Consider the following 24786-nt stretch of genomic DNA (forward strand, 5'->3'; position numbering starts at 1 on the left):
CACAGCTTCTCCACCCCCCGCGCGATCAGGGCGATGACGGCGAACACGGCGACCGTGACACCGACGTAGATGAGATCGGACATGGGCTCCACCAGCGTGGTTCGGGAGATGCCGCGACCTGGGCCGAAGGGCTCGCGCGGCGCCGGCGGACGACCGGCACCTGCAGCAAACCAGCCGTCAGGGGCGCGCTATCGGGCCCTGACGCCCTCCATACGGGTGATAGCGCCTCGTTGACGCGACCTTGACGCGGAAGGGTGATGGGACGACGGACGGCCCCGGACGGCGCTTGCCGTCCGGGGCCGTTCAGGGGCGTCCGGGGGTGTCCGGGGGCGTTCAGGGCTCTGGGACCGTCCGTGGCCGCCCGGGTCGCCCGGGGGCCGTCGGGGCCGTCGGGGGTCGCCCGGGGCCGACTGGAGTCGCTCGGGTTCGCTCGGGGTCGCCCGCCCGTGCGTTCCCCGGTCACGTCACATCCGCATCCGCAGCCGGCAGACCACCGCGTCGGTGTGCCGGCGCAGGGCGCGGTCGATCACGGCGCCGCGCCGGTTCTGCAGCGCCCGCTGCCACCAGTGGGCGGGCTCCACCTCGGGGATCAGCACGGTCAGCCGGTCGTAGGCGTGCTCCGCCCCGAGCTCGTTGACGAAGGCGGCGATCGGCCGCCCCAGCCGGCGGTGATCGTCCGGGATCTCCACCAGCGGCACGCCCGGCTGCCACAGCTCCCAGTCCCGGCGCAGCGCCTCGGCCGCGGTCGGCTCGTGCACCACGGTCACCGCCAGGACCTCGTCGCCGAGCGAGAGCGCCGCCGACAGGCCGTCCCGGGTGAGGCGGGTGATCGCCGTCACCGGGACGACGACCAGGCTGCGCTGCCGGGTCACCGGGCCGGGCACCCGGCCCAGCTCCAGCCGCTCGCCGATCCGGCCGTAGCTGCGGTGGATCGCCTCGAACAGCACCACCAGCAGCGGCAGGGCCACCGCGATGCCCCAGGCGCCCTCGGTGAACTTGGTGCCGGTGACGACCAGTGCGGCGACGCCGGTGAGCAGCGCGCCGAAGCCGTTCAGCGCGGCCTTGCGCCGCCAGCCGTCCGGCCGTTCCCGGGACCAGTGCCGGACCATGCCGACCTGGCAGATGGTGAAGCCGACGAACACGCCGATCGAGAACAGCGGCACCAGGCTGTTGACGTCCCCGCCGGAGCCGACCAGCAGCGCCGCCGACACCACGGTGAGGAACAGCACGCCGTACCGGTACACCTGGCGGTCGGCGCGCAGCGCGAACAGGTGCGGGAGGTGGTTGTCCCGGGCGAGCAGGTCGAGCAGCACCGGCAGCCCGCCGAAGGAGGTGTTGGCGGCCAGCCCGAGCAGGACCACGGTGGCGAACTGGACGACGTAGAAGCCGGCGCCGTGGCCGAGCGAAGCGTCCGCGAGCTGGGCGAGCACGGTGACGCCCTCGACCGGCTGGAGGTGGAAGCGCCCGATCAGCACGGCCAGCCCGATCAGCATCACGCCGAGCAGGGCGCCGAGCGCGACCTCGGTGTGCTGCGCGCGCTTGACCCGCGGGGTGCGGAAGGAGGGGACGGCGTTGGCCACCGCCTCCACACCGGTCAGCGCGGAGCAGCCGGCCGCGAAGGCCTTGAGCAGCAGCAGCGCGCCGACGGTGGTGGCGTTCCCGGCGAGCGCCGAGGCGTGGCCGGCGGCGGCCGCGGTGTCGGCCGGGCCGTCCCGGAACAGGCCGATCACGATGATGGCCAGGACGGAGAGGACGAAGACGGCGGTCGGCGCCAGGAACCAGCGCGCCGACTCGGCGATCCCGCGCAGGTTCACCGCGGTGACCAGGGCGAGCACGCCCAGGCAGAGCCAGACCCGCTGGTCGTACAGGCCCGGTACGGCGGAGGTCAGCGCGGCCACGCCGGCCGTGACCGAGACCGCGACGTTCAGGATGTAGTCGATCACCAGCGAGGCGGCCGCGGTCAGCGCCGCCCGGCGGCCCAGGTGCGCCTTGGCGACCGCGTAGGCCCCGCCACCGTCCGGGAACGCCGCGATCACCTGCCGGTAGGAGGCCACCAGCACCGCCAGCAGCACGGCGATCGCCGCGGTGACCGGCAGCGTGAAGCCCAGCCCGTACCCCCCGGCGGCGGCCAGCACCAGCACGACCGCCTCCGGCCCGTACGCGACCGAGGCCATGGCGTCCAGCGAGAGCGCCGCCAGCCCGCCGAGCACGCTGAGCCGGTGCCGCTCGTCGCCCGCGCCGGTATCAGGCGGCTCGGGTTCGGCCGTGACGGCCGGGGTGGTGATGGCGCTGGACATCGGACGGAACCTCCGCGATCGGCAGTTGCTCCGATCCTGCGGTCCACCCGCCCGGCCCTCCGCTGCCCCCTACGCGTTCCTGACGCGGCGACGAGCGGCCTTGACGCACCCTTGACGCGTCCGCCGTGCGACGTGGAGGGGGGTTGGCGGGGGTGGGCGAGCCGTTGTCCCGGCGGGCGCCGGTTGGGAAGACGATCAGCTCAGTCGAAGGACTCCCACCCCCGACCCCCTACTCTGCTGCCTTTGGCAAGTAATTGCAAGCAATTCGCAATAAGTCCACCCGCCGACCCCGGGGCCCGCAAGCCCGCACGAGGGCGGCGCGGGAAAACAACACAGCCCCTGACCTGCGTTTCCGCAGATCAGGGGCTGTTTTCTATCCTGTGGCTGGTGCAGGGTTCGAACCTGCGTAGCTTGCGCGACAGATTTACAGTCTGCTCCCTTTGGCCGCTCGGGCAACCAGCCAGGATCTTCGTCTTCCGGGGTGTTCGCCCCGTTCGACTTGGTAAACCATACCCGATCCCCGGGGGTGCTCCGCCACTCGATAAGTCACGCGATGATCAAGGAGCGGCACGCGGTCGCCGCAGGCGAGGGCGGGGCGGCGCTGGATAGGCTGGGGCGGCGGACGCCCGGTGGGGCGGGCCGTGCCAGTGAAGCCAGAGCATCAAGGAGACCAACACCCATGGCCGACTCCAGTTTCGACATCGTCTCGAAGGTCGAGTGGCAGGAGGTCGACAACGCGATCAACCAGACCTCCCGTGAGATCGCGACGCGCTTCGACTTCAAGGGCGTGGGCGGCGAGATCAGCCGCTCCGGCGAAAAGATCGAGATGAAGGCCAACGGCGAGGAGCGCGTGCGCGCCATCCTCGACGTGCTGCAGACGAAGTTCGTCAAGCGCGGCCTGTCGCTGAAGGCTCTGGACGCCGCCGAGCCCCAGCTCTCCGGCAAGGAGTACAAGATCTTCGCCACCATCAAGGAGGGCATCACCACGGAGGACGCGAAGAAGGTCGCGAAGATCATCCGTGACGAGGGCCCGAAGGGCGTCAAGGCCCAGGTCCAGGGCGACGAGCTGCGCGTCAGCTCGAAGAGCCGCGACGACCTCCAGGCCATCCAGGCCCTGCTCAAGGGCAAGGACCTGGACTTCGCGATCCAGTTCGTGAACTACCGCTGATCGCGGACCGCTACTGACCGCGGGCTCCCGTCGGCCGGAGGTCGGCGGGGGCAACGGTACGGCCCCGCTCCCGGGTTCGGAGGTGGGGCCGCGTTGTCGTGGGGGTGGGCAGGGCGCCGGGCTTCGGCGGTTCGGTGGTCGGGTCAGTCGACACCGGCCCGGTCGGTGCCGGCCCAGCTGCCGGTGCTGGGGTGCGCGCCCAGGCCGACCGAGTCGAACTCGTCCAGCCGGCCCTCCTCGGCGCGTGCTCCGATCCGGCGCAGGGCTTGGGAGATCGGGGCGCCCTCGGGCGGTACGGGGGAGAATTCGCCGATGGCGAGCGGGCCGAGGACGACCCGGCCGCCCTCCCAGACCGCGGCGCGCTGGGTGCCGCTGCCGCCGGAGTAGTCGGCCTCGACGCAGGCGATCGGGCCGGCCTTCGACCAGGCCGCCAGCCGGAGTTCGAAGCCGTCCGAGTACCAGCTGAATCCGGATCCGCCGCCGGGCTTCCGCACGCTGCCGTCGCCCTGGAGCGCGGCAAGGACGCCGGAGGTGACCGGGATCAGCGCCAGCCCCTGCGCCAACGGCACCACCCGGGCCGCCGGAACCTCCGCCGCCGCCACCCGCAGCAGCTCCAATGTTCCTATCAGCGCTTGGAGTTCGTAGGACATGCCGGACATGGTGTCCCACTGCACCGACAGTAGGCCCGGAATTTATGATTCCGTGCCCGGTCGGAGACCGTAGAGCAGGCTGAGCACCGTCAAACGGCGGCCCGTGGCCGCGAACGCCCGGTGCCCGCGACCGGTCACCCACTCGGGCGTGTGCCGCATGCGGCGGCCCCGGACCCCGGATGGACTGGCCGGGTACGGCCCGCACCGGGGCCGTACCGGAGGAGGACCGGATGAGTTCCACGAACGCGCCCCCACGACCGGCTGTTTGCCGACCGGCCACCCGCCCGTCGGCCGGGGCCGCACGGATGTCCTGGGCGTTGTTCGTCCGGATGGCGACCGGCTCGGCGGCCGCCCCGCGCTCCGCCCCGACCTCGGCGGTCTGCGGACTGGCCTGCGTCCTCGCCCTCCAGTTCGTACCGGCGGTCGCGCCCCTGCTGCCGACCGTCCCGGCTCCCCGCCGAGCCGGCACCCGGCTGGGACGGCGTCCGGGGCGGGGGCCCGACGGCGGGCGCGGTGCCGGCCTTCGGCTCCTTCTGTCGGTCCTGCCACGTCGGCCGACTCTCGCCGGGCATCGCGGTGGCCCGGCCGGACCGCCCGCGTCGGACCGTTCACCGGCGCGGACACGGGCACCGGGGCGGCCGCACGACGGACGGACGGAGAGCCGGCGGACGGACGGAGAACGGCGCGCGCCCGCGGGGGCCCGGCGCAGTCGGCGGCACCGTCCGCGGCCGAGCCAGGGAGCCTCCGCATGACCGACGGAACGAACCACGGCACGCACCACGGCACGAACCCCGGGACGAACCACGACGCGCCCGGCGAACTCGCCGACCGAATAGCCGGGTTGATGCCCCGGGCCAAGGCCGACCTGGCCGAGCTGGTGGCCATCCCATCCGTCGCCGACCCCCGGCAGTACCCGCCGCAGAAGTGCCGGGAGGCCGCCGAGTGGGTCGCCGCCGCCTTCACCGAGGCCGGCCTGCGCGACGTCCACCTGGAGGAGACCCCGGACGGCAGCCACGCCGTGCTCGGCCACCGCCCGCCGCCGCCCGGCGCCCCGACCGTGCTGCTCTACGGCCACTACGACGTGCAGCCCCCGCTGGACGAGCAGGCCTGGCGGACACCGCCGTTCGAGCTCACCGAGCGCGACGGCCGCTGGTACGGGCGCGGCGCCGCCGACTGCAAGGGCAACCTCGTCATGCACCTCACCGCCCTGCGCGCGCTCGGCGAGGACGTTCCGGTCGGCCTCAAGCTGGTCGTCGAGGGCTCCGAGGAGCAGGGCACCGGCGGCCTGGAGCAGTACCTGCCGCCGCACGCCGGGGAGTTGCACGCGGACGCGCTGCTGATCTGCGACACCGGCAACGCCGCCGTCGGCGTCCCGACCGCCACCGTCTCGCTGCGCGGGGTCACCGACGTGGTGGTCACCGTCCGGGCGCTCGCCGGCGACCTGCACTCCGGCATGTTCGGCGGCCCCGCACCGGACGCCCTGGCCGCGCTGATCCGGATGCTCGACTCGCTGCGCGACGCGGACGGCGGCACCCGGATCAACGGCCTGGACGGCGGCGGCAGTTGGCCGGGCCTCGGCTACGACGAGCAGCAGTTCCGCACCGACGCCGGCGTCCTGGACGGCGTCCGGCTGACCGGCTCCGGCACGGTGGCCGACCGACTGTGGGCCCGTCCCGCCGTCACCGTGCTCGGCATCGACTGCCCGCCGGTGGTCGGCTCCGCCGCCGCCGTCCCGGCCACCGCCCGGGCCCGGGTCAGCCTGCGGGTGCCGCCCGGCACCGACGCCCGCGCCGCCCAGGACGCGCTGATCGCGCACCTGACGGCCGCCGCGCCCTGGGGCGTGCGGGTGGACGTCGAACGGGAGGGCACCGGCGAGCCGTTCCGGGCCGGCACCGACGGGCCCGCGTACGCCGCGCTCGACCGGGCGGTGCGGGAGGTCTACGGCACGTCGGTGTCCTTCCTCGGCCAGGGCGGCTCGATCCCGCTCTGCAACGTCCTCGCCGCGACCTACCCCGACGCGGAGATCATCCTGATCGGCGTCGAGGAGCCGCGCTGCCTGATCCACGCGCCGAACGAGAGCGTCGACCCGGACGAGATCGCGCACATGGCCCACGTCGAGGCGCTGTTCCTGCGGCACTTCGCCGACCCGGGGAGGCCCTGAGGGAATCCGAGGAGCATGAGTTCCGGCGGAGCCGCCCGCCCCGGAGGAGCCCCACCCCCGGAGGAACCCCGCCCCAGAGGAGGAAGCGCCGTGCCCCGACCCTTCACCGTCGAGGACTACACCGCCCGGATGGCCCGGGCCACCGCCGAGGCGATCGCCGCCGGGCTGGCCGGCCTGGTCATCGCCCCCGGCCCCGACCTGGCCTACCTGTGCGGCTACAGGCCCACCGCGATCACCGAGCGGCTGACCGCCCTCGTGCTCGTCGCCGGACGGGAACCCGCCCTGGTGGTACCCACATTGGAGCGTCCGGACGCCGCGGAGGCGGTCGGCGCCGAGGCCGTCCGGCTGCTCGACTGGTCCGACGGCGAGAACCCGTTCGCCACCGCCGGCCCGCTGCTCGACCCGGCCGGACGCTACGGCGTCTCCGACAACGCCTGGGCGATGCACCTGCTCGGCTTCCAGGCCGCGCTGCCCGGCGCCTCGTTCATCTCCCTCACCGAGACCCTGCCGATGCTGCGAGCGGTCAAGGACACCGAGGAACTGGACCGCCTGGCCGCGGCCGGCGGCGCCGCGGACGCCGCCTACCGCAGGATCCTGGAGGTGCCCTTCGCCGGCCGCCGGGAGACCGACGTGGCCGCCGACCTCGGCGCGCTGCTCATCCAGTACGGGCACAGCCAGGTCGACTTCACGGTGGTCGGCTCCGGCGCCAACGGCGCGAACCCGCACCACGAGGCCGGTGACCGGGTCATCCGAACGGGTGACACCGTGGTGCTGGACTTCGGCGGCCTCAAGGACGGCTACGGCTCCGACACCACCCGGACGGTGCACGTCGGCCCGGACGTCCCGGCCGAGGTGCGGACGGTGCACGGCCTGGTCCGGCTCGCCCAGCAGACCGCCTTCGAGGCGGTCCGTCCCGGAGCGGGCTGCCAGGAGATCGACCGGATCGCCCGCCGGGTGATCACCGAGGGCGGCTACGGCGAGTACTTCATCCACCGCACCGGCCACGGCATCGGCACCACCACGCACGAACCGCCGTACCTGGTGGAGGGCGAGGAGCGGCCGCTGGTGCCCGGGATGTGCTTCTCGATCGAGCCCGGGATCTACCTGCCCGGCCGGTTCGGGGTGCGGATCGAGGACATCGTCACCGTCACCGCGACGGGCGGCCGCCGCTTCAACAACACCCCGCACGAGCTGGGCATCGTGGCGTGAACGCGATGTGGAGCGGAACGCCGAACGCGATGCCGGGCGCGGTGCCGAGCGGAACGCCGGGCACGGTGCCGAGCGGAACGCCGGGCACGGTGCCGAGCGGAACGCCGGGCACGGTGTCGAACGCGATGTCGAACGGGCGGCCGAGCAGGATGCCGAGCCGGATGCCCGGAACGACGCCGACCGGATCTGATGTTCTTACGATCCGGTCATACTCCACCCAGAGTCCTCCAAGTTTGGGTTGCTAGTTTCGGTGCGCATGACCAAGACCCTCCGTCCGGCCCCGCCCCCCGTGCGGGCCGGACAACCGCGCCCGGTGCCTCCACCCAGCCCCCGCGTGGCGGGCTGGTCGAGACTCCGCTTCCTGGCGTGGCCGCTCTACCTGACCGGCCTCGTCTGGTTCCTGAGCGCGGAGGGCATCCCGTCCGCCAACGACGTGCTGTTCCTCTGGCTGATCGGCGCCCTGCTCACCGCCGCCGCGCACAGCGGTCACGGCCGCCGTGGCTTCCTCCTGGTGCTGCGCGACTGGGTGCCGGTGATGGCCGTGGTGTGGGCGTACTCGCTGCTGCGCGGCTACGGCGCGCACACCCCGTGGGCCCCGCACTGGCTGCCGCAGCTGCGCTTCGACGAGGTGCTCGGCTTCGGGGAGACCTGGACCGTCCGGCTGCAGCACGCCCTGTACACCCCGGGCTCGCCGCACTGGTACGACTACGCGGCGGTGGGCGTCTACCTCTCGCACTTCTTCGTGGTCTTCCTGCTGCTCGCCGTGCTCTGGCGCCGCGCGCACCACCGGTTCCGGCAACTGCTCGCCTGCTACCTGACACTCACCTTCGCGGGCTTCGCCACCTACCTGCTCTACCCGGCCGACCCGCCGTGGCTGGTCGCCCAGGAGGGCAACCTGCCGCACCTGTCCCGGGTGGTCTGGGAGGTGATCTCGGTGAGCGGGCTGCCGCAGGCCGACTCGCTGCTGGAGAACGGCAGCCAGTTCGCCAACGACGTCGCCGCGATGCCCTCGCTGCACTCCGCCTACCCGGCGATGCTGCTGTTCTTCTTCTGGCCGACCGCCCGGCCCTGGCTGCGGGCGGTGCTGGTCGCCTATCCGCTCGCGATGACGTTCACCCTGGTCTACGGCGCGGAGCACTTCATCATCGACGTCTTCGTCGGCTGGGCGTACGCGGCCGTCGTGGTGTTCGGCCTGCGGTGGCTGCGCGGGCGCCGTACGGCGGTCGCGGCGGGCACGGCAGACTTGGCCGGGTGAAGCCGCACACGCCGACGAAACCGCCCGCACGGGTGAAGCCACGCACACCGGTGGAGCCGTCCACGCCGCTGGAGCTGCCGGAGCCGCTGGCGCCGCCCGCGCCGATGAAGCCCACCGCCGAACAGCTGGCGGCCGCCAAGGACAGCACCATCCCGGACGTCGCCGGGCCCGGGCTGCGGGTGCTGTTCTGCGGCATCAACCCGGGCCTGTGGTCCGGCGCCACCGGCCACCACTTCGCCCGGCCCGGCAACCGCTTCTGGCCCGCCCTGCACCGCTCCGGCTTCACCGAGCGCCAGTACCGCCCGGACGAACAGGAGCAACTGCTCGCGCTGGGCCTGGGCATCACCAACGTCGCCCAGCGCACCACCGCCAAGGCGGACGAACTGACCGCCGAGGAACTGCGCGAGGGCGGCGCCGCGCTCCGCGACCGGGTGCTGCGGCTGCGCCCGCGGGTCCTGGCCGTGCTCGGCATCGGCGCCTACCGGACGGCCTTCGGGCAGCGGCGGGCCGCGATCGGGCGCCAGCCGGAGCGCATCGGTGACACCGAGGTGTGGGTGTTGCCCAACCCGAGCGGCCTCAACGCCCATTACACCCTGGACGCGCTGGCCGGGGAGTTCCGCGCGCTGCGGGAGGCGGTCCAGGGCTGAGCCGGCATGACGGCGGGCCGGGCTGCCGACTCGGGCTGAGCCGCCGCAGCGGCGGGCCGGGCCACCGTCGAGGGCCGGGCCACCGTCACGCCACCCGGCAGCCGGACCTCGCGCAGCTCGCGGATCAGCGCCCGGACGGCGGCCGTCCCGGCCAGCTCGGGCGTGGTGACGTACCCGACGGAACGGCTGGGCGGGCACGCCCCGAGTTCGGTGACGGCGAGGCCGGCCGGGGCGCCGAGCAGCGCCGTCCGGGGCATGATCGCCATGCCGAGGCCCTGGGCGACCAGCGACAGGGCCACGGTGTCGTCCTCCACGTCCACGGTCGCGGGCGGGATCCAGTCCTGTTGCCGCCACCAGTCCCGGGTGTACGAGCCGCAGTTCTCGTCCCAGTCGACCAGCGGGAGCTCGCGCGGCGCCGGATGGCCCTGCGGGTGCGCGAGCGCGTACGTCTCCTCGTACAGGCGCACCGCGACCAGGCCCGGGACGGGTGGCGGTGCGGTGGCGTCCAGGGTGGCCAGCCCGAGGTCGGCGCGGCCGTCGGCGACCTCTCCCGCGGCGCCCCGGCCGACCTCCCGGACGATCCGGACGTGCGTGCCGAGCCCGGGGTGGCGCTCGGCCAGCCGGGCCAGGACGAGCGGCAGCAGGTGGGCGGCGGCACTGCGGAAGGCGGCGATCCGCAGTGTGCCGGTCAGCGGCCCGTCCGCCCCCGTGCCGCGCACCTCCGGGCCCATCGCCTCCAGCAGCCGCAGGACCCGGCGGGCGTACGCCACCGCGCGAGCGCCGGCGTCGGTGGGGCGTGCGCCGTGGCGCCCGCGGTCGAAGAGCACCGCTCCGAGCTTCCGCTCGCAGGCGCGCACGGCGTGCGAGACGGCGGACTGGGTGGTGCCCAGGCGGGTGGCGGCCGCCGTGAAGCTCCGCTCCTCCTCGACGGCGACCAGGATCCGCAGCTCGTGCGGGGCGAGATCGGTCATGCCCCCGAATCTAGGGCCTGACTCCGGGCCTCCGGATCGAGGGCTGGTCACCAGATCCCCGAACCCCGGGATCCATCGATCACACTCATGGAAGCCGCCGTTCCATCGACCGCGGGCCCTGCCCGGCCGCTCCCCCGCTTCCTACGGTGATCACGTCCCGCCCGTCCTCACCCACCCGGAGCACCCCGATGTCCCGCCCCACCGCCCGTGCCGTCCACCTGGTCTCCCGCCCCGACGGCGCGCCGACCGCCGAGAACTTCGCCTTCGTCGAGGAGGCCGTCCCGGCGCTCGCGGCGGGCGAGGCCCTGATCGAGAACCTCTACCAGTCCGTCGACCCGTACATGCGCGAGGAGATGGAGGAGGGCGGCTGGGAGCTGCACGCCCCGCTGGAGGGCCGCACCCTCGGCCGGGTGGTGGAGTCCAGGGCCGACGCCCTGCCCGTCGGGTCGCTCGTCCACCACCGCCAGGCCTGGCGCACCCACTCGGTGGTCACCGCCGAAGGGGCGAGCCTGCTGCCCGACTTCGCCGGGGTCCCGCTCAGCGCCCACCTGTCGGTGCTCGGCGGCACCGGCCTGTCCGCGTGGGTCGGCCTGACCAGGATCGCCCGGCTCCAGCCCGGCGAGACGGTCTTCGTCTCGGCGGCCGCCGGCGGCGTCGGCACCGCCGCCGGACAGCTCGCCCGGCTGCTCGGCGCCGGACGGATCGTCGGCAGCACCGGCACCGCCGCCAAGGCCGCCCACCTCACCGAGCGGCTCGGCTTCGACGCCGCCTTCGACTACCACGACGCCCCGATCGCGGAGCGCCTGCGCGAGGCCGCCCCCGACGGGCTGCACGTCTACCTGGACAACGTCGGCGGCGACCACCTGGAAGCCGCCATCACCGCCCTGCGCGACCACGGCCGGATCGCCTGGTGCGGCGCCGTCGCCCAGTACAACCACCTGCAGGACCCGCCGCCCGCGCCCCGCAACCTCTTCGACGTGGTCGGCAAGAGCCTGCGGCTGGAGGGCTTCCTGGTCCGCGACCACCTCGACGCCCGGCCCGAGCTGTACGACTTCCTCGTCCCGCACCTGCGGTCGGGCGTCGTCGTGCCCGACGAGACGGTCGTGGACGGCTTCGACCGCGTGGTGGACGCCTTCCTCGGCATGCTGCGCGGGGCCAACACCGGCAAGATGCTGGTCCGGATCGCCGACTGAGCCGTCCGGTCGAGGGCGGCGGCCGGGGCCGCCGTCGACGGACTGGCCGCCGTGCTCTGAGTCGCGCCCGGTCCTGCGGGCCGTACCGCCGGCCGTTGACACGCCACCGCAGCCGCTACAGCCGCTACAGCGGGGTGACGGCCTTCAGCACCACCAGCAGCGCCACGGCCGCGTTGAGCGCGCACAGCGCCGAGGCCGCCGTGCCGGCCGCGGCGACCATCGCCGCCAGGCCCGCCGGGGTCTTGGCCGGCGGCCAGTTGCGGGAGGTCGGCACCGGGCCGAGCAGCGCGGCGACCCGGCGCGGCACCGGACCGGCCGCCGCGGTCGGCGCGGTGAAGGCCGCGAAGCCGGGCGCCGGGGCGGCGTGCGAGACCAGGGCCGCCCGGGCCACCGCCCGCGCGGTGATCCGGCGGTCCCCCACGGCCTGCGCCGAGTCCTCGTCCGCCCACCGCTCCGCGCTGTACGCCACCGCGTACTGCAGCGGCCGCAGGAAGGGGTTGACGCAGGCGGCGAGCTGGGTGGTCAGCAGGTACCGGTGGTGCCGGTGGCGCAGGTGCGCCCGCTCGTGCGCGAGCAGCGCCTCCCGCTCGTCCGCCGCCAGGCCGTCGAGCATCCCGGTGGAGACCACCACCCGGCCGGGCGAGCCCGGCAGCGCGTAGGCGTACGGGCTGCGGTCCGGCAGCACCGCGAGGTCACCGGCCGGTCCGGGGCCCGCGGGCAGCCCGGACAGCGCCCGCCGGGCCCGGGCGCGCACCCGCAGGTGCCGCACGACCGTGCGCGCGCAGGCGAATCCGACCAGCGCCAGCAGCCACATCGCGGCCGTCCCGACCGTCTCGTGGTACGGCAGCGCGGCCCGCACCTCCGGGTCGGACCAGCTGTCCGGCAGCGGGTTGCCGGGGATCTGCGCGGTGCCCACCACGCCGATCAGCCCGAGGCAGAGCACGCTGCAGACCGCCATCACCGCGCTGATCACGGTCATCAGCCGGGCCGCCCCGCGCGGGTGCAGGTGCTGCTCGGTCAGGCGCGCGATCGGCACCGCGGTGAGCGGCAGGATGAGCGGGAGGAAGACGAAGAAGCCCACGGGTCAGCTCTCACGGTCGGTCGCCGCCGGATCGGCGGACGCGGCGTCGAGCAGCGCCCGCAGCAGTTCCTCGTCGTGCGGCAGCAGCGCGGTGACGAAACTGGCCAGGACCGCGTCCCGGTCCGCCTCGCCGTCGAGCATCCGGCGCATCCGCAGCGCCGCCAGCCCGGCCGCGTCGGAGGAGGCCTGCCACAGGTAGGAGCGGCCGGAGCGGGAGCGGGATACGGCGTTCTTGGCGTGCAGCCGGGACAGGATGGTCATCACCGTGGTGTACGCCAGGTCGCCCTCCAGGCGTTCCTGGACCCACCCCGCGGTGGCCGGGCCGGGCGCCTGCTGGAGCACCGCCAGCACCTGCGCCTCCAGCTCGCCCTGGCCGCGTCGCCGGGCCGGTGCGTCCCCGGCCGCCGGGGCGTGCCTCTCGTCTGCCATGACGGCCCACTCCCTCCGGATGCCGCGCCCGGACCGACGGGCGCGGCATCATCCTAACGAGCGGGGGCCGGCTCCGGACCGGTCAGCGCGGGGCCCCGGGACCGTACGGGCGGCGGCGCCGGGCCCCGTCCGGCGTGCCCGACGCCGCCCCGCGCGCCCGACCCCGCTGAGGCCCGACCCGCCCCGCGCCCGGGCCCGCTCAGGCCCGGGCCCGCTGGGTCACCGCGATGCAGACCAGCACCACCGCCGCCGTGACCGGCGCGGCGGTCGGCAGCTCCTCCCCGAGCAGCAGCACCGACCAGACCAGCGTCAGCAGCGGCTGCCCCAGCTGCAGCTGACTGGCCCTCGGCACGCCGATCGCGGCCATCCCCCGGTACCAGAGCACGAACCCGCCGAACTGCGACACCGCCGCGACGTACGCCAGCCCGACCAGCGCCTTCGGCCCGACCCGCACCGGCTCGGTGGCCAGCCCGAAGGCCGAGGTCAGCAGCATCACGGGCAGCGCGGCCAGCACCGCCCAGGCGATCACCCGGGCACCCGGGAGGTCCCGGGAGAGCCGCCCGCCCTCCGCGTAGCCTGCCGCGCAGACCAGCAGGCCGACGAACAGGTAGAGGTCGGCGGCGGTCGGCCGGCCGTGGCTCTGCAGCAGGGTGAAGGCCAGGACGGCCGCCGCCCCCGCCAGCGCCGCCGCCCAGAACGCCCGGGACGGCCGGCGGCCGGTGCGCAGCGCCGCGACCACCGCGGTGGCCAGCGGCAGGACGCCGATCACCACCGCCGAGTGGGCGGTCGAGGAGGTCCGCAGGGCGAGCGTGGTCAGCAGCGGGAAGCCGAGGACGCAGCCGGCGGAGACCACCAGCAGCGCGGGCCGGTGCCGCCGCTCCGGCAGCCGGGCGCCGACGGCCAGCAGGTAGAACGCGGCCAGCACTCCGGCCAGGACGCCGCGCAGCCCGGTCGAGGACCACGGGCCGAAGCCGGTCAGGGACCACGCGGTGGCCGGGAAGCTCAGTGAGAAGGAGGCCACCCCGAGGGCGGCGAGGGCGGTGCCGGAGGCCGTGCGGTGCTTCGGTGCTATCGCCCGGGGCAGGGTAGCGCTATCTTGTGCCGTCATGAACGAGCGTAGCAGTGTCGCCGAACTCGCCGACATCCTCCGACTGGAGGTCGAGCGCTACCCGGAGGGACGGAAACTGCCCGCCAGCCGGGTGCTGACGGAGCGCCACCAGGTCAGCCCGGTGACGGTCTCCCGGGCCATCGCGGTGCTCGTCGCCGAGGGACTGGTGGTCTCCCGGCCCGGCGCCGGGGTCTTCCGGGCCGCGGCCTTCGCCGCCGCCCCGACCGCCCCCGCCGCACCGCCCGGCCGCACCGGCGACCTCTCCTGGCAGGAGATCGCGCTCAGCGCCGAATCCGGCCCGCGCGACCTGCTCGCCGCCCCGGTGTTCGCCACCCTCCGGGTACCGTCGCCCGACGTCATCGACCTCAACAGCGGCTACCCGCACGCCTCGCTGCTGCCCGAACGCCTGCTCGCCGCCGCCCTCGCCCGGGCCGGCCGGCGCCCCGGCGCCTGGGACCGCCCGCCCGTCGACGGCCTCACCGAGCTGCGCGGCTGGTTCGCCCGCGCCATCGGCGGCCAGGGCGGGCCGATCGGCGCCGGGGACGTGCTGATCACCGCCGGCGGGCAGAGCGGGCTCACCGTCGCCATGCGCGCGCTGGCCGCGCCCGGCTCGCCGGTCCTGGTGGAGTCACCGACCTACCCGGGCATCCTGGCGGTCGTCCGGGCCGCCGGGCTGCGGCCCGTCCCCGTCCCGGTGGACGCCGACGGCGTCCGCACCGACCTGCTCGCCGACGCGTTCGCGGCCACCCGGGCCCGGGTCTTCGTCTGCCAGCCGCTGTTCCAGAACCCCACCGGCGCGGTGCTCTCACCCCAGCGGCGGTCGGAGGTCCTGCGGATCGCCCGCGCGGCCGGGGCGTTCGTGATCGAGGACGACTTCGCCCGGCTGCTGGTCCACTCCGACGCCCCCGCGCTGCCGCGCCCGCTGGCCGCCGACGACCGGGACGGGGTCGTGGTGCACCTGCGCTCGCTGACCAAGGCCGCCTCCCCCAGCCTGCGGGTCGGCGCGCTCACCGCCCGCGGCCCGGCCCTGGCCCGGCTGCGGGCCACCCAGGTGGTCGACAGCTTCTTCGTGCCCCGGCCGCTCCAGGAGGCGACGCTGGAACTGGTCGCCGACCCGGCCTGGGCCCGCCACCTGCGCACCCTCGGCGCCGAACTGCGCGACCGCCGCACCGCCGCCGTCGCCGCGCTGCACCGCGAGCTGCCCGGCCTCCTCACCATCCACCGCCCCGGCGGCTACCACCTGTGGCTGCGCCTCCCGGACGGCTCGGCCGACGGCGCCCTCGCCGCCGCCGCCCTGCGTGCCGGCGTCCAGATCACCCCCGGCCGCCCCTACCACGCCGCCGAGCCCCCGGCCCCGCACCTGCGCCTCAGCTACGCCGCCGCCGAGAGCCCGGCCCAGGTGGCCGAGGGCATCCACCGCCTCCGGCTGGCGTACCAGGAGACCGCGGGCTGAGCGGGCAGCGGCAACCCGGTCGCCTCGGCGTCCGCCCGTGCCCGCCCTACCGCCCGTACCCCGCCATCCGCTCCAGACGGGCGATCCGCTCGGCCATCGGGGGGTGGGTGGAGAAGAGCCTGGCGCCGGCCTCGCCCGGGCGGAAGGGGCTGGCGATCATCAGGTGGCTCGCCGTCTGGAGCTGCGGCTCGGGCGGGAGGGGGAGCCGGCGGGTGCCGGCGTCGAGCTTGCGGAGGGCACCGGCGAGGGCGAGCGGGTCCCCGGTGATCCGGGCGCCGTCGGCGTCGGCCTGGTACTCGCGGGAGCGGCTGACCGCCAGCTGGATCAGTCCGGCCGCGAGCGGTCCGAGGATCATGATCGCGAGCATCCCGAACAGCCCCGGCCCGTCGTCGTCCTCGTCGCGGCCGAACGGGATCAGCCAGGCGAAGTTCACCAGGAACATCACCACCGAGGCGAGCGCCCCGGCGACCGAGGAGATCAGGATGTCCCGGTTGTAGACGTGGCTCAGCTCGTGCCCGAGCACGCCCCGCAGCTCGCGTTCGTCCAGGATCCGCAGGATGCCCTCCGTGCAGCAGACCGCCGCGTTGCGCGGGTTGCGGCCGGTGGCGAAGGCGTTCGGGGCCGGGGTCGGGGAGATGTAGAGGCGGGGCATCGGCTGGCGGGCCGCGGTGGAGAGCTCGCGCACGATCCGGTACAGCTGGGGCGCCTCGAACTCGCTGACCGGCCGGGCCCGCATGGCCCGCAGCGCGAGCTTGTCGCTGTTCCAGTACGCGTAGGCGTTGGTGCCGAGGGCGATCAGCAGGGCGATCACGAAGCCGGTGCGACCGAAGAAGCTTCCGATCACCAGGATCAGCGCCGAGAGGCCGCCGAGCAGGACGGCGGTCCTCAGTCCGTTGTGCCGGCGGTGCACGTCAGGCCCTCCAGTGGTGCGGTGGGGAAGCCCTTTCTGCCTCGTCCCTCTTGCCCGCTCAACGGGTGGGGCCGGGGACCTTGTTCCCTTGTGACCGACGCGACACCGCCACGCCGACCCACCGCACCGGCTCACCGCACCGGCCCGCCCGAGCGCACCGGCCGGCCCGGTCCGCTCAGAACAGCGAACCGCCCACGACCTGCAGGACCAGCTGCGGCGCGACCGACAGGACCACCGCCACCGAGGCGGTGAGCCCGAGCGTCGCGGTCAGACTCACCGGCAGCCGGCCCTCGGCACCGGCATCGGCACCGGCCGCCCGGCCCACCGCGGAGGGCGCGGGGACGTCCGCCGCCGGGGCGAACAGCCGCGCCGTCCACAGCAGGTAGTAGTACAGGGCGACGACCACGTTGACGGCCATCACCACGGCCAGCCAGCCCAGCCCGGCGTCGACGGCGGCCCGGAACACCACGACCTTGCCGAACAGGCCGATGACGCCCGGCGGCAGCCCGGCCAGGCAGAGCAGGAAGAAGGCGAGTGCCAGCGCCGTCCAGCGGCGGCGGCCGAACAGGCCGCGGAAGTCGTCGACACTGGCCCCGGCCCGGCGGCCGACGGCCGCGACCACCCCGAAGGCGCCGAGGTTCACCACGCCGTAGATCAGCGCGTACGCGGCGGTGGCGCCGAGCGGGTCGGCCCCGGTGGGCGCGTAGCCGGCGGCGGCGAGCGGCACCAGCAGGTACCCGGCCTGGCCGACCGAGGACCAGGCGAGCAGCCGTACCGCGCTGTACCGGGTGTCGAAGCGCTGCCGCAGCGCGCCGACGTTGCCGACGGTCATGGTGACGGCGGCCAGGACCGCGAGCACCAGGCCCCAGGTGTGCGCGTACGGCCGGAAGGCGATGGTGGTGACGAGCGCCAGCCCGGAGAGGCCGGCCGCCTTGCCGACGACCGAGAGGTAACCGGCCACCGGCAGCGGCGCGCCGGTGTAGGTGTCGGGCACCCAGAAGTGGAACGGGACGGCGGCGACCTTGAACGCGAAGCCGACCAGGGTCAGCACCGCGCCCACCTCGGCCAGCGGCTTGAGCTGTCCGGGGGCGTGCTCCAGGCCCTGGGCGACGGCGCCGAGGTGCAGGCTGCCGCTCGCCGCGTAGACGAAGGCGATGCCGAGCAGCATCACGGCGGTCGCGGTCACCGAGGAGACGAAGAACTTGAGCGCGGCCTCCGCGCCCCGGCCGTCCCGGCGCAGCGCGACCAGGGCGAAGGCGGGCAGCGAGGCGACCTCCAGGGCGATCACCAGCGTGGCGAGGTCGCGGGAGGCGGGCAGCAGGGCGGCGCCGGTGGCGCTGGAGAGCAGCAGGAACCAGTACTCGCCGCGCGGGAGCTTCTCGTCGTCGACGGTGTGGGCCGACAGCAGCGCCGCGATCAGCGCGCCGCCGAGGGCGAGCAGCTGGAACACCAGGGCGAAGTGGTCGGCCACGTAGGAGCAGCCGCCCGCGCCGGAACCGGCGATCGACGGAATGTCAGTGGCCCCTGCTACGTTCTGCACGCAGAAGGTCGCTCGGGGTGACCCACCGGTGAGGGGGAGGAGTGCGATGAGGGCGAGGGCGAGTCCGGCCGCGGTGAGACGGCCGAGCCACTTCTTGTGCCGCTCGGGCAGGAACAGGTCCGTGACCAGCACGGCGAGGGCGGCGACGGCGGCGATCAGCGGGGGCGCGATCGCCACCCAGTCCACGGACTGGATCAGGCTGCCCGGGTTGGCTACGGCGAGGGAGGTCACAGTGTGCTGCCCCGTGGAGTGAGGTCCGAGTGCGGCGGTCTGGGCTGCGAGCACGGTCAGCCACCCCCGAGGAGGTGCTGGACGGCGGGGTTCGAGAGGCCGAGCAGCAGCGCGGGCCAGAGGCCGGCGAGCAGGGTGAGCGCGGCCAGCGGCGCCCAGCTGACGGCTTCGTACGGGCGCACGTCGGCGACCTCGGCCACCGGCGCGGGCTGCTCGGGGTCGCCCATGCAGACGCGCTTGACCACGATCAGCAGGTACGCGGCGGTGAGGAGGGTGCCGAGGCCGGCCAGGACCATGTAGGTGACGAAGGCGGGGCGCGACAGGCCGTCGGCCGGGTCGAACGCGCCGAACATCGCGAGCACCTCGCCCCAGAAGCCGGCCAGGCCGGGCAGGCCGAGGCTGGCGACGGCGGCGAAGGCGAGCAGCGCGCCGAGTCGCGGCGCCCGGCCGTACAGGGCGGCTCCGGTGGCGCCGGAGAGGGTGTCGAGGTCGGCCGTCCCGTAGCGGTCCTTGAGCGCGCCGACGAGGAAGAACAGCAGGCCGGTGATCAGGCCGTGGGCGATGTTGGCGAACAGCGCGCCGTTGACGCCCACCGGGGTGAGGGAGGCGATGCCGAGCAGCACGAAGCCCATGTGGCCGACGGAGGAGTACGCGATCAGGCGCTTGAGGTCGCCCTTGGCGCCGGAGCCCGCGGACACGGAGTGCTTCGCGAGGAAGGTGGTGGCGGGCGACGGGAGGGCCAGCGCCAGGCAGGCCAGTGATCCGTAGACGATGCCGACGGCCGCGAAGGCGCCCAGGTAGGGGGCGAGCGTGGTGGTGCCGTCCGGCACGACCGGGAGGAGGACGCGGACCAGACCGTACGTACCCATCTTCAGCAGCACACCGGCGAGCAGCACCGAGCCCACCGTCGGGGCGGCGGTGTGCGCGTCGGGGAGCCAGCTGTGCAGCGGCCAGGCGGGGGCCTTGACCGCGAGCCCGACCAGGATCGCCAGCGCGGCGATCAGCTGGGTGGTGTGGCTCAGTCCGCTGCCGTGCGCGGCGGCCAGGGCCTGCATGTCGAAGGTGCCGGCCTTGCTGCCGATCAGCAGGAAGCCGAGCAGCATCACGGCCGAGCCGAGCAGGGTGTAGAGGATGAAGCGGTTGGCGGCCGGGACCTTCGCGCCGCTCCCCCAGCGGGCGATCAGGAAGTACATCGGGATCAGCACGATCTCGAAGGCCAGGAAGAAGAGCAGGAGGTCCAGGACCGCGAAGGTGGCGAGCATGCCGACTTCGAGGAGGAGGAACAGCCCGACGAAGGCCTGCGCGGACGGACGGGACCCGTCGGGGGCTCCGCCCCGGGTCTCCCCGTTCGGCAGCCGCTTCTCCGAGTACAGCGCGCAGAGGAAGGTGAGCAGCGCGGTCAGCGCGATCAGCGGCAGCGAGATGCCGTCCACGCCGAGGTGGAGGCGCACGTGCAGGGCCGGGATCCAGGACACGTCGGTGGTGGCCTGCATCCGGGCGGGTTCGTCGCGGTCGAAGCCGGCCGCGAGGGCGACGGTGAGCAGCAGCACAGCGCCGGTGACGAGGGTGTTCAGCCGCAGTGCCCGCCGGTCGGCGGCGGCCCGGTCCGGCCCGAACACGGGGGCCAGGGTGAGCGCGGCGCCGAGCAGCGGCAGCACCAGGAGGGCGATGAGGACTGCGTTCATCGGGGGCTCCTACGTGCGGCGGTCGAGGGGGCGGGGGTGGAGGACAGCACCGGCTACACCGCCACCAGGACGGCCAGCAGGACGACGGCGGCCAGCAGCGCGCTGAGGTACGTCTGCGCGTTGCCGGTCTGGGCGAGCCGGACGGCCCGGCCGAGCAGGTTGGCGCCCACCCCGCTGCCGCGCACGTAGGTCTCGATGACCTCGCGGTCGAGGAAGCGGACCAGCCGGGCGGCGGCGGCCACCGGCCGGACGAACAGCGCGTGGTACAGCCGGTCGACGCCGAAGCCGTGCCGGGCGGGGCCGAACAGCGGGCCGAGCAGGGTGCGCCCGGGGTCGGCGACGATCACCTCGGCGGCCGGGGCGCCGGCCTGCTCGGGCACCCGGCCCGCGGCGGTCGGCACCGGTCGGCCGGTGCCGAGGCGGGCGGTCGACGAGCGCCAGGCGCCGTACGCCGCGAGCACGCCGACCACGGCGAGCCCGGTGCCGGTGACGGCGGTGACCCCGGAGGGCCGCAGGCTGCCGCCGTCCAGCAACGCGGGCAGCCAGTCCGAGCGCAGGCCGGTGACGCCGAAGGCCATGGTCGGGACGGCCAGCACCCAGAGCGGCCAGCGCATCGCGCCCGGCTCGGCGGAGCCGGGGTCGGCCTCGTCCAGCTCGGGCGAGTACGGCGCGTCCGCCTCGTGGTCGGCCACCACGGTGGCCCGGTCGGCGGAGAGCAGCACCTGCGGTGCGGCCGCGGCGGCACCGGTCGGGCTGTGGAAGGCGACCAGGAAGAGCCGGGTCGCGTACGCGGCGGTGAGCAGCGCGGTGAGCGCGGCGGAGATCAGCACGATCCACCCGGCCGCCTCCGGCACCGCCGAGGAGGGGCCGAGGCCGTTGGTGAGCGCGTCGCCGTTGGCGGCGTGCTCGGCGGCGGTCAGCACCGCCTCCTTGCTGAAGAAGCCGGACAGCGGCGGCAGCCCGATCAGGGCGGCCAGGCCGATGCCCGTCGCCCAGTAGGCGTCCGGGACGCGCTTGCGCAGCCCCGGGATCCGGGACATCGCGGAGATCGAGTTGGTGTGCGCGGCGTGGATCACCACACCGGCGGCGAGGAACAGCAGGGCCTTGAAGAAGCCGTGGCTGACCAGGTGGAAGACGGAGGCCTCGCGGTCACCGCTGGCCAGCGCGCCGGCCATGTAGCCGAGCTGGCCGACGGTGGAGTAGGCGAGCACCCGCTTGAGGTCGTCCTGGGCGAGGGCGCACAGCGCCGAGCCGATCATCGTCACGGCGGCCATCACCGCGAGCACGACCAGCGCCGCGCCGGACAGGAGGAACACCGGCATCAGCCGGGCGACCAGGTAGATACCGGCCGCGACCATGGTGGCGGCGTGGATCAGCGCGGAGACCGGCGTCGGGCCGGCCATCGCGTCCGGGAGCCAGGTGTGCAGCGGGAACTGCGCGCTCTTGCCGGCGACCCCGGCGAGCAGCAGCAGCGCGATCAGCGTCGGGTGGCCGAGCCTGCCCTCGGTCGCGGCGGCCAGGACGTCGGGGATCCGGAAGCTGCCGGCGTCCGCGCCCAGCACGAAGATCCCGAACAGGAACGGCACGTCGCCGAGCTTGGTGACCAGGAAGGCCTTGAGCGAGGCCGAGCGGGCGTCCGCGCTCTCCCAGTGGTGGCCGATCAGGAAGTACGAGCAGATGCCCATGACCTCCCAGCCGACCAGCAGCACGATCAGGTCGCCCGAGTAGACCACCAGGAACATCGCCGCGGTGAACAGCGAGACCAGCGCCGCGTACGAGGGGTAGCGCGGGTCCTTCTTCAGGTACGCGGTCGAGTAGACCTGGACGCAGGTGGCGACCACGCCGACCAGCACCGAGATCAGCGAGCTGTAGCCGTCCAGGTAGAAGGAGAGCGCGATGTCCGGGCCGCCGGTCGGGGTGAGCCGGGTGGCCGCGTCGAGGGTCTGTCCGGTGCCGAGCTGGAGGGCGACCACCAGGGCGAGCACGGCCGAGACGGCGACCGGGACGATCGCCAGCGGCCGGGCCAGCCCGGGCGCCTTCTTCCCGGCGGCCAGGGTCGCGGCCGCGCCGAGCGCGGGCAGCGCGGGGACGAGTGCGGGCAGGGCGAGGTTCATGCGGCGGTCTGGCCCTTCAGCGCCTCGGCTCCGGTCGGCGCCTCCTCGACGGCGAGCGACTCGGCCGGGTCGCCGAGCGCGGTGGCCCGGTCGATGTCCGCGGTGCCCCGGGCCCGGAACAGCAGCAGGACGATGGCGAGCCCCAAGCCGATCTCGGCGGCGGCGATGGTGATGGTGAACAGGGTGAGCGCCTGCCCGGCGTGCAGCGAGTCGCGCAGCCAGACGTCGAAGGCGACCAGGTCGAGGTTGACGGCGTTGAGCATCAGCTCGACCGACATCAGCACCAGGACGGCGTTGCGCCGGACGAGGACGCCGTACACGCCGACGCTGAACAGCAGCGCGGCGAGGACGACGGGGTAGGCGAGGTGCATCAGCTCTCCTCCGACGCGGAAGGCGCGGTCGCGGCGTCCGGAGCGGCGGCGTCCGCGGCAGCCGTGCCCGGGGCTGCTGCCGGCGAGGCCGCGGCGTCCGGAGCCGTGCGGGGCGCGGTCGCGGCGACGGTCCCGTTGGAGCCGACCGGCCGACCGGCGCGCAGCTTGGCCGCCCGGGGCGGCGGCACCCGCCGCTTGTCCCCGCGCGACAGCACGATCGCGCCGACCAGTGCCGCCAGCAGCAGGACGGACAGCGCCTCGAAGGGCAGCACCCAGTGCCGGAACAGGCTCGCCCCGGTGACGGCGGCTGATCCGCCGCCCGCGCCGAGGTCGATCCAGGAGGTCCGGAAGGCGTCGACCACCAGCGTGACCAGCGTCCCGGCCGAGGCCAGCGCCACGACCAGGGCCACCCAGCGGTTCTTCGAGTCGGCGTCCGGCGAGCGCCCGATCGGCGCCTTGGTGAGCATCAGCCCGAACAGCACGAGGACGACCACCGAGCCGAGGTAGATCAGCACCTGCACCCAGGCGATGAACTCGGCCGTCAGCAGCAGGAACTCCACCGCCAGCCCGCCGAGCGCGACCACCAGCCAGAGCGCGGCGTGCACCAGCTGCTTGGTGGTGACGGAGACCAGGGCCGAGCCGAACACGGCGATGCCGACCAGCAGGAAGACGACCTCCTGGCCGGTCGGGGACAGGAACGAACGGGCGGCCGGCTCCAGCGAGCCGGTCGCCGCGAGAAGCGTGGCGGCGGTACTCATGCGTCGTCACCCTTCCCTTCGGGAACGTCCGGTCCTTCCGGGGCCGCGGCGGAGGCGGCGGCTTCCGCCGCAGCAGCGGCTTCCGCGGCCGCCGCCAGCTTGTCCGCGGCCTTGCGCGCGGTGGCGATCTCCTTGGGGTCCTCGGCCGCCGGGTCCAGCGCCGGCGGCGCCGGGACGGTCCACATCCACTCGCGGAGCCGGTCCCGCTCGTGGGTCAGCTCGTGGATGTCCGTCTCGGCGTACTCGAACTCCGGCGACCAGAACAGCGCGTCGAAGGGGCAGACCTCGATGCAGATCCCGCAGTACATGCAGAGCGAGAAGTCGATGGCGAACCGGTCCAGCACGTTGCGGGTGCGGGCCCGGGCGTTCGGCTCGGCGGCCGGCAGCGTCTCCTTGTGGGAGTCGATGTAGATGCACCAGTCCGGGCACTCGCGCGCGCAGAGCATGCACACCGTGCAGTTCTCCTCCAGCAGCGCGATGACGCCGCGCGAACGCGGCGGCAGCACCGGCTGCACGTCGGGGTACTGCGCGGTGACGGTCTTCCTCGTCATCGTCCGCAGCGTCACGGCCAGGCCCTTGGCCAGGCCGGCACCGAGAAAACTCATGAGATCGCCACCTTGATGATGCCGGTGAGGGCCAGCTGGACCAGGGCGAGCGGGATCAGCGCCGTCCACGCGAAGCGCATCAGCTGGTCCTCGCGCAGCCGCGGGTAGGTGACCCGCAACCAGATGACCACGAAGGCCAGCGCGAAGGTCTTGAGGATCATCCAGAGCCAGCCGAGCTGGTCCGCCATCGGCCCGTGCCAGCCGCCCAGGAAGAGCACGGCGGTCAGCGCGGACACCACCAGGATGCCCACGTACTCGGACAGCAGGAACAGCGCGAACCGCAGACCGGTGTACTCGGTGTACGCGCCGAAGATGATCTCCGAGTCGGCGACCGGCATGTCGAACGGCGGGCGCTGCAGCTCGGCCAGGCCGGCCGTGAAGAACACGAACGCGCCGATGACCTGCCAGGGCAGCCAGTACCACTGCCAGGAGTCCACGATCCCGGGCAGCGAGAGCGTGCCGGCGGCCATCGCCACCGAGGCCGCCGCGAGCACCATCGGCAGCTCGTACGACATCAGCTGCGCGGCCGTGCGCAGACCGCCGAGCAGCGAGAACTTGTTCGCCGAGGCCCAGCCGGCCATCAGCTTGCCGATCACGCCGACGCCCAGCACGGCCAGCACGAAGAACAGCCCGGCGTCGATCGCCTGGCCGACGAAGCCGTTCGGGCCGACCGGGATCGCCAGCAGCACGAAGAGGTACGGCAGCAGCGAGACGGCGGGCGCCAGCTGGAAGATCCGGCGGTCCGCCCCGGCCGGGACGATGTCCTCCTTCTGCGCGAACTTCACGCCGTCCGCGACGAGCTGCGCCCAGCCGTGGAAGCCACCCGCGTACATCGGGCCGAGCCGGCCCTGCATGTGCGCCATGACCTTGTGCTCGGTCTGCCCGATGACCAGCGGGAACACCAGGAAGACGACGAGGGTGGCGACGCAGCGCAGCACCGTGTCGAGCAG

22 protein-coding genes and 1 tRNA gene are annotated in these 24786 nt (G+C 74.4%); 7 read left to right on the forward strand and 16 right to left on the reverse strand.

The annotated features are described in order from the left end of the window. Positions 1-464: 464 nt before the first annotated feature. Positions 465-2297 carry an APC family permease gene (locus tag AB0Q99_RS32520; RefSeq protein WP_363577553.1) on the reverse strand — a complete coding sequence of 611 codons (1833 nt, stop codon included), beginning with the start codon at positions 2295-2297 and terminating at the stop codon, positions 465-467. 381 nt (positions 2298-2678) lie between these two features. Continuing rightward, positions 2679-2759, reverse strand: a tRNA-Tyr gene (locus tag AB0Q99_RS32525). Positions 2760-2976: 217 nt separating this feature from the next. Between AB0Q99_RS32525 and AB0Q99_RS32530 the strand changes: the two genes are divergently transcribed. Then, positions 2977-3465, forward strand: a complete 489-nt coding sequence (locus AB0Q99_RS32530; RefSeq protein WP_363577555.1) for a YajQ family cyclic di-GMP-binding protein — start codon at positions 2977-2979, stop codon at positions 3463-3465. A gap of 143 nt (positions 3466-3608) precedes the next feature. On the opposite strand, the gene AB0Q99_RS32535 is transcribed toward AB0Q99_RS32530, so the two are convergent. Then, on the reverse strand, positions 3609-4115 hold the full coding sequence (locus tag AB0Q99_RS32535) for a hypothetical protein (RefSeq protein WP_363577557.1): 507 nt from the start codon (positions 4113-4115) through the stop codon (positions 3609-3611). A gap of 748 nt (positions 4116-4863) precedes the next feature. On the opposite strand from AB0Q99_RS32535, the gene AB0Q99_RS32540 reads away from it, so the two are divergent. Both AB0Q99_RS32540 and AB0Q99_RS32545 read left to right on the forward strand, forming a co-directional pair. Beyond that, the gene (locus AB0Q99_RS32540) at positions 4864-6276 is read left to right on the forward strand and encodes a dipeptidase (protein ID WP_363577558.1); all 1413 of its coding nucleotides are present in this window, start codon (positions 4864-4866) and stop codon (positions 6274-6276) included. A 129-nt stretch (positions 6277-6405) separates the two neighbouring features. Beyond that, entirely contained in the window at positions 6406-7485 is a 1080-nt protein-coding gene (locus AB0Q99_RS32545; protein WP_363577614.1) for an aminopeptidase P family protein, read from the forward strand. Here the strand turns inward: AB0Q99_RS32545 and AB0Q99_RS32550 are convergent. Beyond that, a complete protein-coding gene (locus AB0Q99_RS32550) occupies positions 7448-7702 on the reverse strand; it encodes a hypothetical protein (protein ID WP_363577560.1) in 255 nt (84 codons plus the stop codon). The two genes, AB0Q99_RS32545 and AB0Q99_RS32550, sit on opposite strands and share 38 nt — an antisense overlap. 117 nt (positions 7703-7819) lie before the next feature. Between AB0Q99_RS32550 and AB0Q99_RS32555 the strand changes: the two genes are divergently transcribed. Further along, complete coding sequence (locus AB0Q99_RS32555) at positions 7820-8740, forward strand: phosphatase PAP2 family protein (protein WP_363577562.1); 921 nt, start codon at positions 7820-7822, stop codon at positions 8738-8740. A 104-nt stretch (positions 8741-8844) separates the two neighbouring features. Beyond that, positions 8845-9387 (forward strand): G/U mismatch-specific DNA glycosylase, encoded by a 543-nt coding sequence (gene mug, locus AB0Q99_RS32560; protein ID WP_363577616.1) that lies wholly within the window; start codon positions 8845-8847, stop codon positions 9385-9387. On the opposite strand, the gene AB0Q99_RS32565 is transcribed toward mug, so the two are convergent. Next, positions 9327-10358 (reverse strand): LysR family transcriptional regulator, encoded by a 1032-nt coding sequence (locus tag AB0Q99_RS32565; protein WP_363577564.1) that lies wholly within the window; start codon positions 10356-10358, stop codon positions 9327-9329. The two genes, mug and AB0Q99_RS32565, sit on opposite strands and share 61 nt — an antisense overlap. A 188-nt stretch (positions 10359-10546) precedes the next feature. Between AB0Q99_RS32565 and AB0Q99_RS32570 the strand changes: the two genes are divergently transcribed. Continuing rightward, the gene (locus AB0Q99_RS32570; protein WP_363577565.1) at positions 10547-11551 is read left to right on the forward strand and encodes an NADP-dependent oxidoreductase; all 1005 of its coding nucleotides are present in this window, start codon (positions 10547-10549) and stop codon (positions 11549-11551) included. A 124-nt stretch (positions 11552-11675) separates the two neighbouring features. Here the strand turns inward: AB0Q99_RS32570 and AB0Q99_RS32575 are convergent, their stop codons facing one another. The 3 genes from AB0Q99_RS32575 to AB0Q99_RS32585 all read right to left on the reverse strand — a co-directional run bounded on the left by AB0Q99_RS32575 (position 11676) and on the right by AB0Q99_RS32585 (position 14169). Then, positions 11676-12632, reverse strand: coding sequence for a M48 family metalloprotease (locus AB0Q99_RS32575; protein ID WP_363577567.1), 957 nt, complete (start codon positions 12630-12632; stop codon positions 11676-11678). 3 nt (positions 12633-12635) lie between these two features. Next, complete coding sequence (locus AB0Q99_RS32580; protein ID WP_363577569.1) at positions 12636-13061, reverse strand: BlaI/MecI/CopY family transcriptional regulator; 426 nt, start codon at positions 13059-13061, stop codon at positions 12636-12638. 199 nt (positions 13062-13260) lie between these two features. Beyond that, positions 13261-14169 carry a DMT family transporter gene (locus tag AB0Q99_RS32585; RefSeq protein WP_363577571.1) on the reverse strand — a complete coding sequence of 303 codons (909 nt, stop codon included), beginning with the start codon at positions 14167-14169 and terminating at the stop codon, positions 13261-13263. Between AB0Q99_RS32585 and AB0Q99_RS32590 the strand changes: the two genes are divergently transcribed. Beyond that, on the forward strand, positions 14168-15622 hold the full coding sequence (locus tag AB0Q99_RS32590; protein WP_363577573.1) for a PLP-dependent aminotransferase family protein: 1455 nt from the start codon (positions 14168-14170) through the stop codon (positions 15620-15622). The genes AB0Q99_RS32585 and AB0Q99_RS32590 overlap by 2 nt on opposite strands. A 46-nt stretch (positions 15623-15668) precedes the next feature. Here AB0Q99_RS32590 and htpX read toward each other — a convergent pair whose 3' ends face one another. From htpX to nuoH, 8 genes are all read right to left on the reverse strand, one after another. Continuing rightward, positions 15669-16532, reverse strand: a complete 864-nt coding sequence (gene htpX, locus AB0Q99_RS32595) for a zinc metalloprotease HtpX (RefSeq protein ID WP_363577575.1) — start codon at positions 16530-16532, stop codon at positions 15669-15671. Positions 16533-16707: 175 nt separating this feature from the next. Then, a complete protein-coding gene (locus AB0Q99_RS32600; RefSeq protein ID WP_363577577.1) occupies positions 16708-18303 on the reverse strand; it encodes an NADH-quinone oxidoreductase subunit N in 1596 nt (531 codons plus the stop codon). Between the two features lie 56 nt (positions 18304-18359). After that, the gene (locus tag AB0Q99_RS32605) at positions 18360-19988 is read right to left on the reverse strand and encodes an NADH-quinone oxidoreductase subunit M (RefSeq protein WP_363577579.1); all 1629 of its coding nucleotides are present in this window, start codon (positions 19986-19988) and stop codon (positions 18360-18362) included. Between the two features lie 53 nt (positions 19989-20041). Then, positions 20042-22102: an NADH-quinone oxidoreductase subunit L gene (locus AB0Q99_RS32610; RefSeq protein WP_363577581.1), complete on the reverse strand. Its 2061-nt coding sequence runs from the start codon at positions 22100-22102 to the stop codon at positions 20042-20044. Continuing rightward, positions 22099-22473 carry an NADH-quinone oxidoreductase subunit NuoK gene (gene nuoK / locus AB0Q99_RS32615; RefSeq protein WP_363577582.1) on the reverse strand — a complete coding sequence of 125 codons (375 nt, stop codon included), beginning with the start codon at positions 22471-22473 and terminating at the stop codon, positions 22099-22101. The genes AB0Q99_RS32610 and nuoK overlap by 4 nt, the downstream gene beginning before the upstream one ends. Continuing rightward, positions 22473-23231 carry an NADH-quinone oxidoreductase subunit J gene (locus AB0Q99_RS32620; RefSeq protein WP_363577584.1) on the reverse strand — a complete coding sequence of 253 codons (759 nt, stop codon included), beginning with the start codon at positions 23229-23231 and terminating at the stop codon, positions 22473-22475. Before AB0Q99_RS32620 ends, nuoK begins: the two co-directional genes overlap by 1 nt. Beyond that, complete coding sequence (locus AB0Q99_RS32625) at positions 23228-23836, reverse strand: NADH-quinone oxidoreductase subunit I (RefSeq protein WP_363577586.1); 609 nt, start codon at positions 23834-23836, stop codon at positions 23228-23230. The genes AB0Q99_RS32620 and AB0Q99_RS32625 overlap by 4 nt, the downstream gene beginning before the upstream one ends. Further along, complete coding sequence (gene nuoH / locus AB0Q99_RS32630; protein WP_363577618.1) at positions 23833-24786, reverse strand: NADH-quinone oxidoreductase subunit NuoH; 954 nt, start codon at positions 24784-24786, stop codon at positions 23833-23835. Before nuoH ends, AB0Q99_RS32625 begins: the two co-directional genes overlap by 4 nt.

The sequence above is a fragment of the Kitasatospora sp. NPDC086791 genome (genome assembly GCF_040685975.1).
GTDB lineage: Bacteria > Actinomycetota > Actinomycetes > Streptomycetales > Streptomycetaceae > Kitasatospora.

Coding starts and splice junctions, on each gene's coding strand:
- AB0Q99_RS32520 (WP_363577553.1), bottom strand. CDS start 2,297: ATGTCCAGCGCCATCACCACCCCGGCCGTCACGGCCGAACCCGAGCCG.
- AB0Q99_RS32530 (WP_363577555.1), top strand. CDS start 2,977: ATGGCCGACTCCAGTTTCGACATCGTCTCGAAGGTCGAGTGGCAGGAG.
- AB0Q99_RS32535 (WP_363577557.1), bottom strand. CDS start 4,115: ATGTCCTACGAACTCCAAGCGCTGATAGGAACATTGGAGCTGCTGCGG.
- AB0Q99_RS32540 (WP_363577558.1), top strand. CDS start 4,864: ATGACCGACGGAACGAACCACGGCACGCACCACGGCACGAACCCCGGG.
- AB0Q99_RS32545 (WP_363577614.1), top strand. CDS start 6,406: ATGGCCCGGGCCACCGCCGAGGCGATCGCCGCCGGGCTGGCCGGCCTG.
- mug (WP_363577616.1), top strand. CDS start 8,845: ATGAAGCCCACCGCCGAACAGCTGGCGGCCGCCAAGGACAGCACCATC.
- AB0Q99_RS32565 (WP_363577564.1), bottom strand. CDS start 10,358: ATGACCGATCTCGCCCCGCACGAGCTGCGGATCCTGGTCGCCGTCGAG.
- AB0Q99_RS32570 (WP_363577565.1), top strand. CDS start 10,547: ATGTCCCGCCCCACCGCCCGTGCCGTCCACCTGGTCTCCCGCCCCGAC.
- AB0Q99_RS32580 (WP_363577569.1), bottom strand. CDS start 13,061: ATGGCAGACGAGAGGCACGCCCCGGCGGCCGGGGACGCACCGGCCCGG.
- AB0Q99_RS32590 (WP_363577573.1), top strand. CDS start 14,168: ATGAACGAGCGTAGCAGTGTCGCCGAACTCGCCGACATCCTCCGACTG.
- AB0Q99_RS32585 (WP_363577571.1), bottom strand. CDS start 14,169: ATGACGGCACAAGATAGCGCTACCCTGCCCCGGGCGATAGCACCGAAG.
- AB0Q99_RS32605 (WP_363577579.1), bottom strand. CDS start 19,988: ATGAACGCAGTCCTCATCGCCCTCCTGGTGCTGCCGCTGCTCGGCGCC.
- AB0Q99_RS32610 (WP_363577581.1), bottom strand. CDS start 22,102: ATGAACCTCGCCCTGCCCGCACTCGTCCCCGCGCTGCCCGCGCTCGGC.
- nuoK (WP_363577582.1), bottom strand. CDS start 22,473: ATGCACCTCGCCTACCCCGTCGTCCTCGCCGCGCTGCTGTTCAGCGTC.
- AB0Q99_RS32620 (WP_363577584.1), bottom strand. CDS start 23,231: ATGAGTACCGCCGCCACGCTTCTCGCGGCGACCGGCTCGCTGGAGCCG.
- AB0Q99_RS32625 (WP_363577586.1), bottom strand. CDS start 23,836: ATGAGTTTTCTCGGTGCCGGCCTGGCCAAGGGCCTGGCCGTGACGCTG.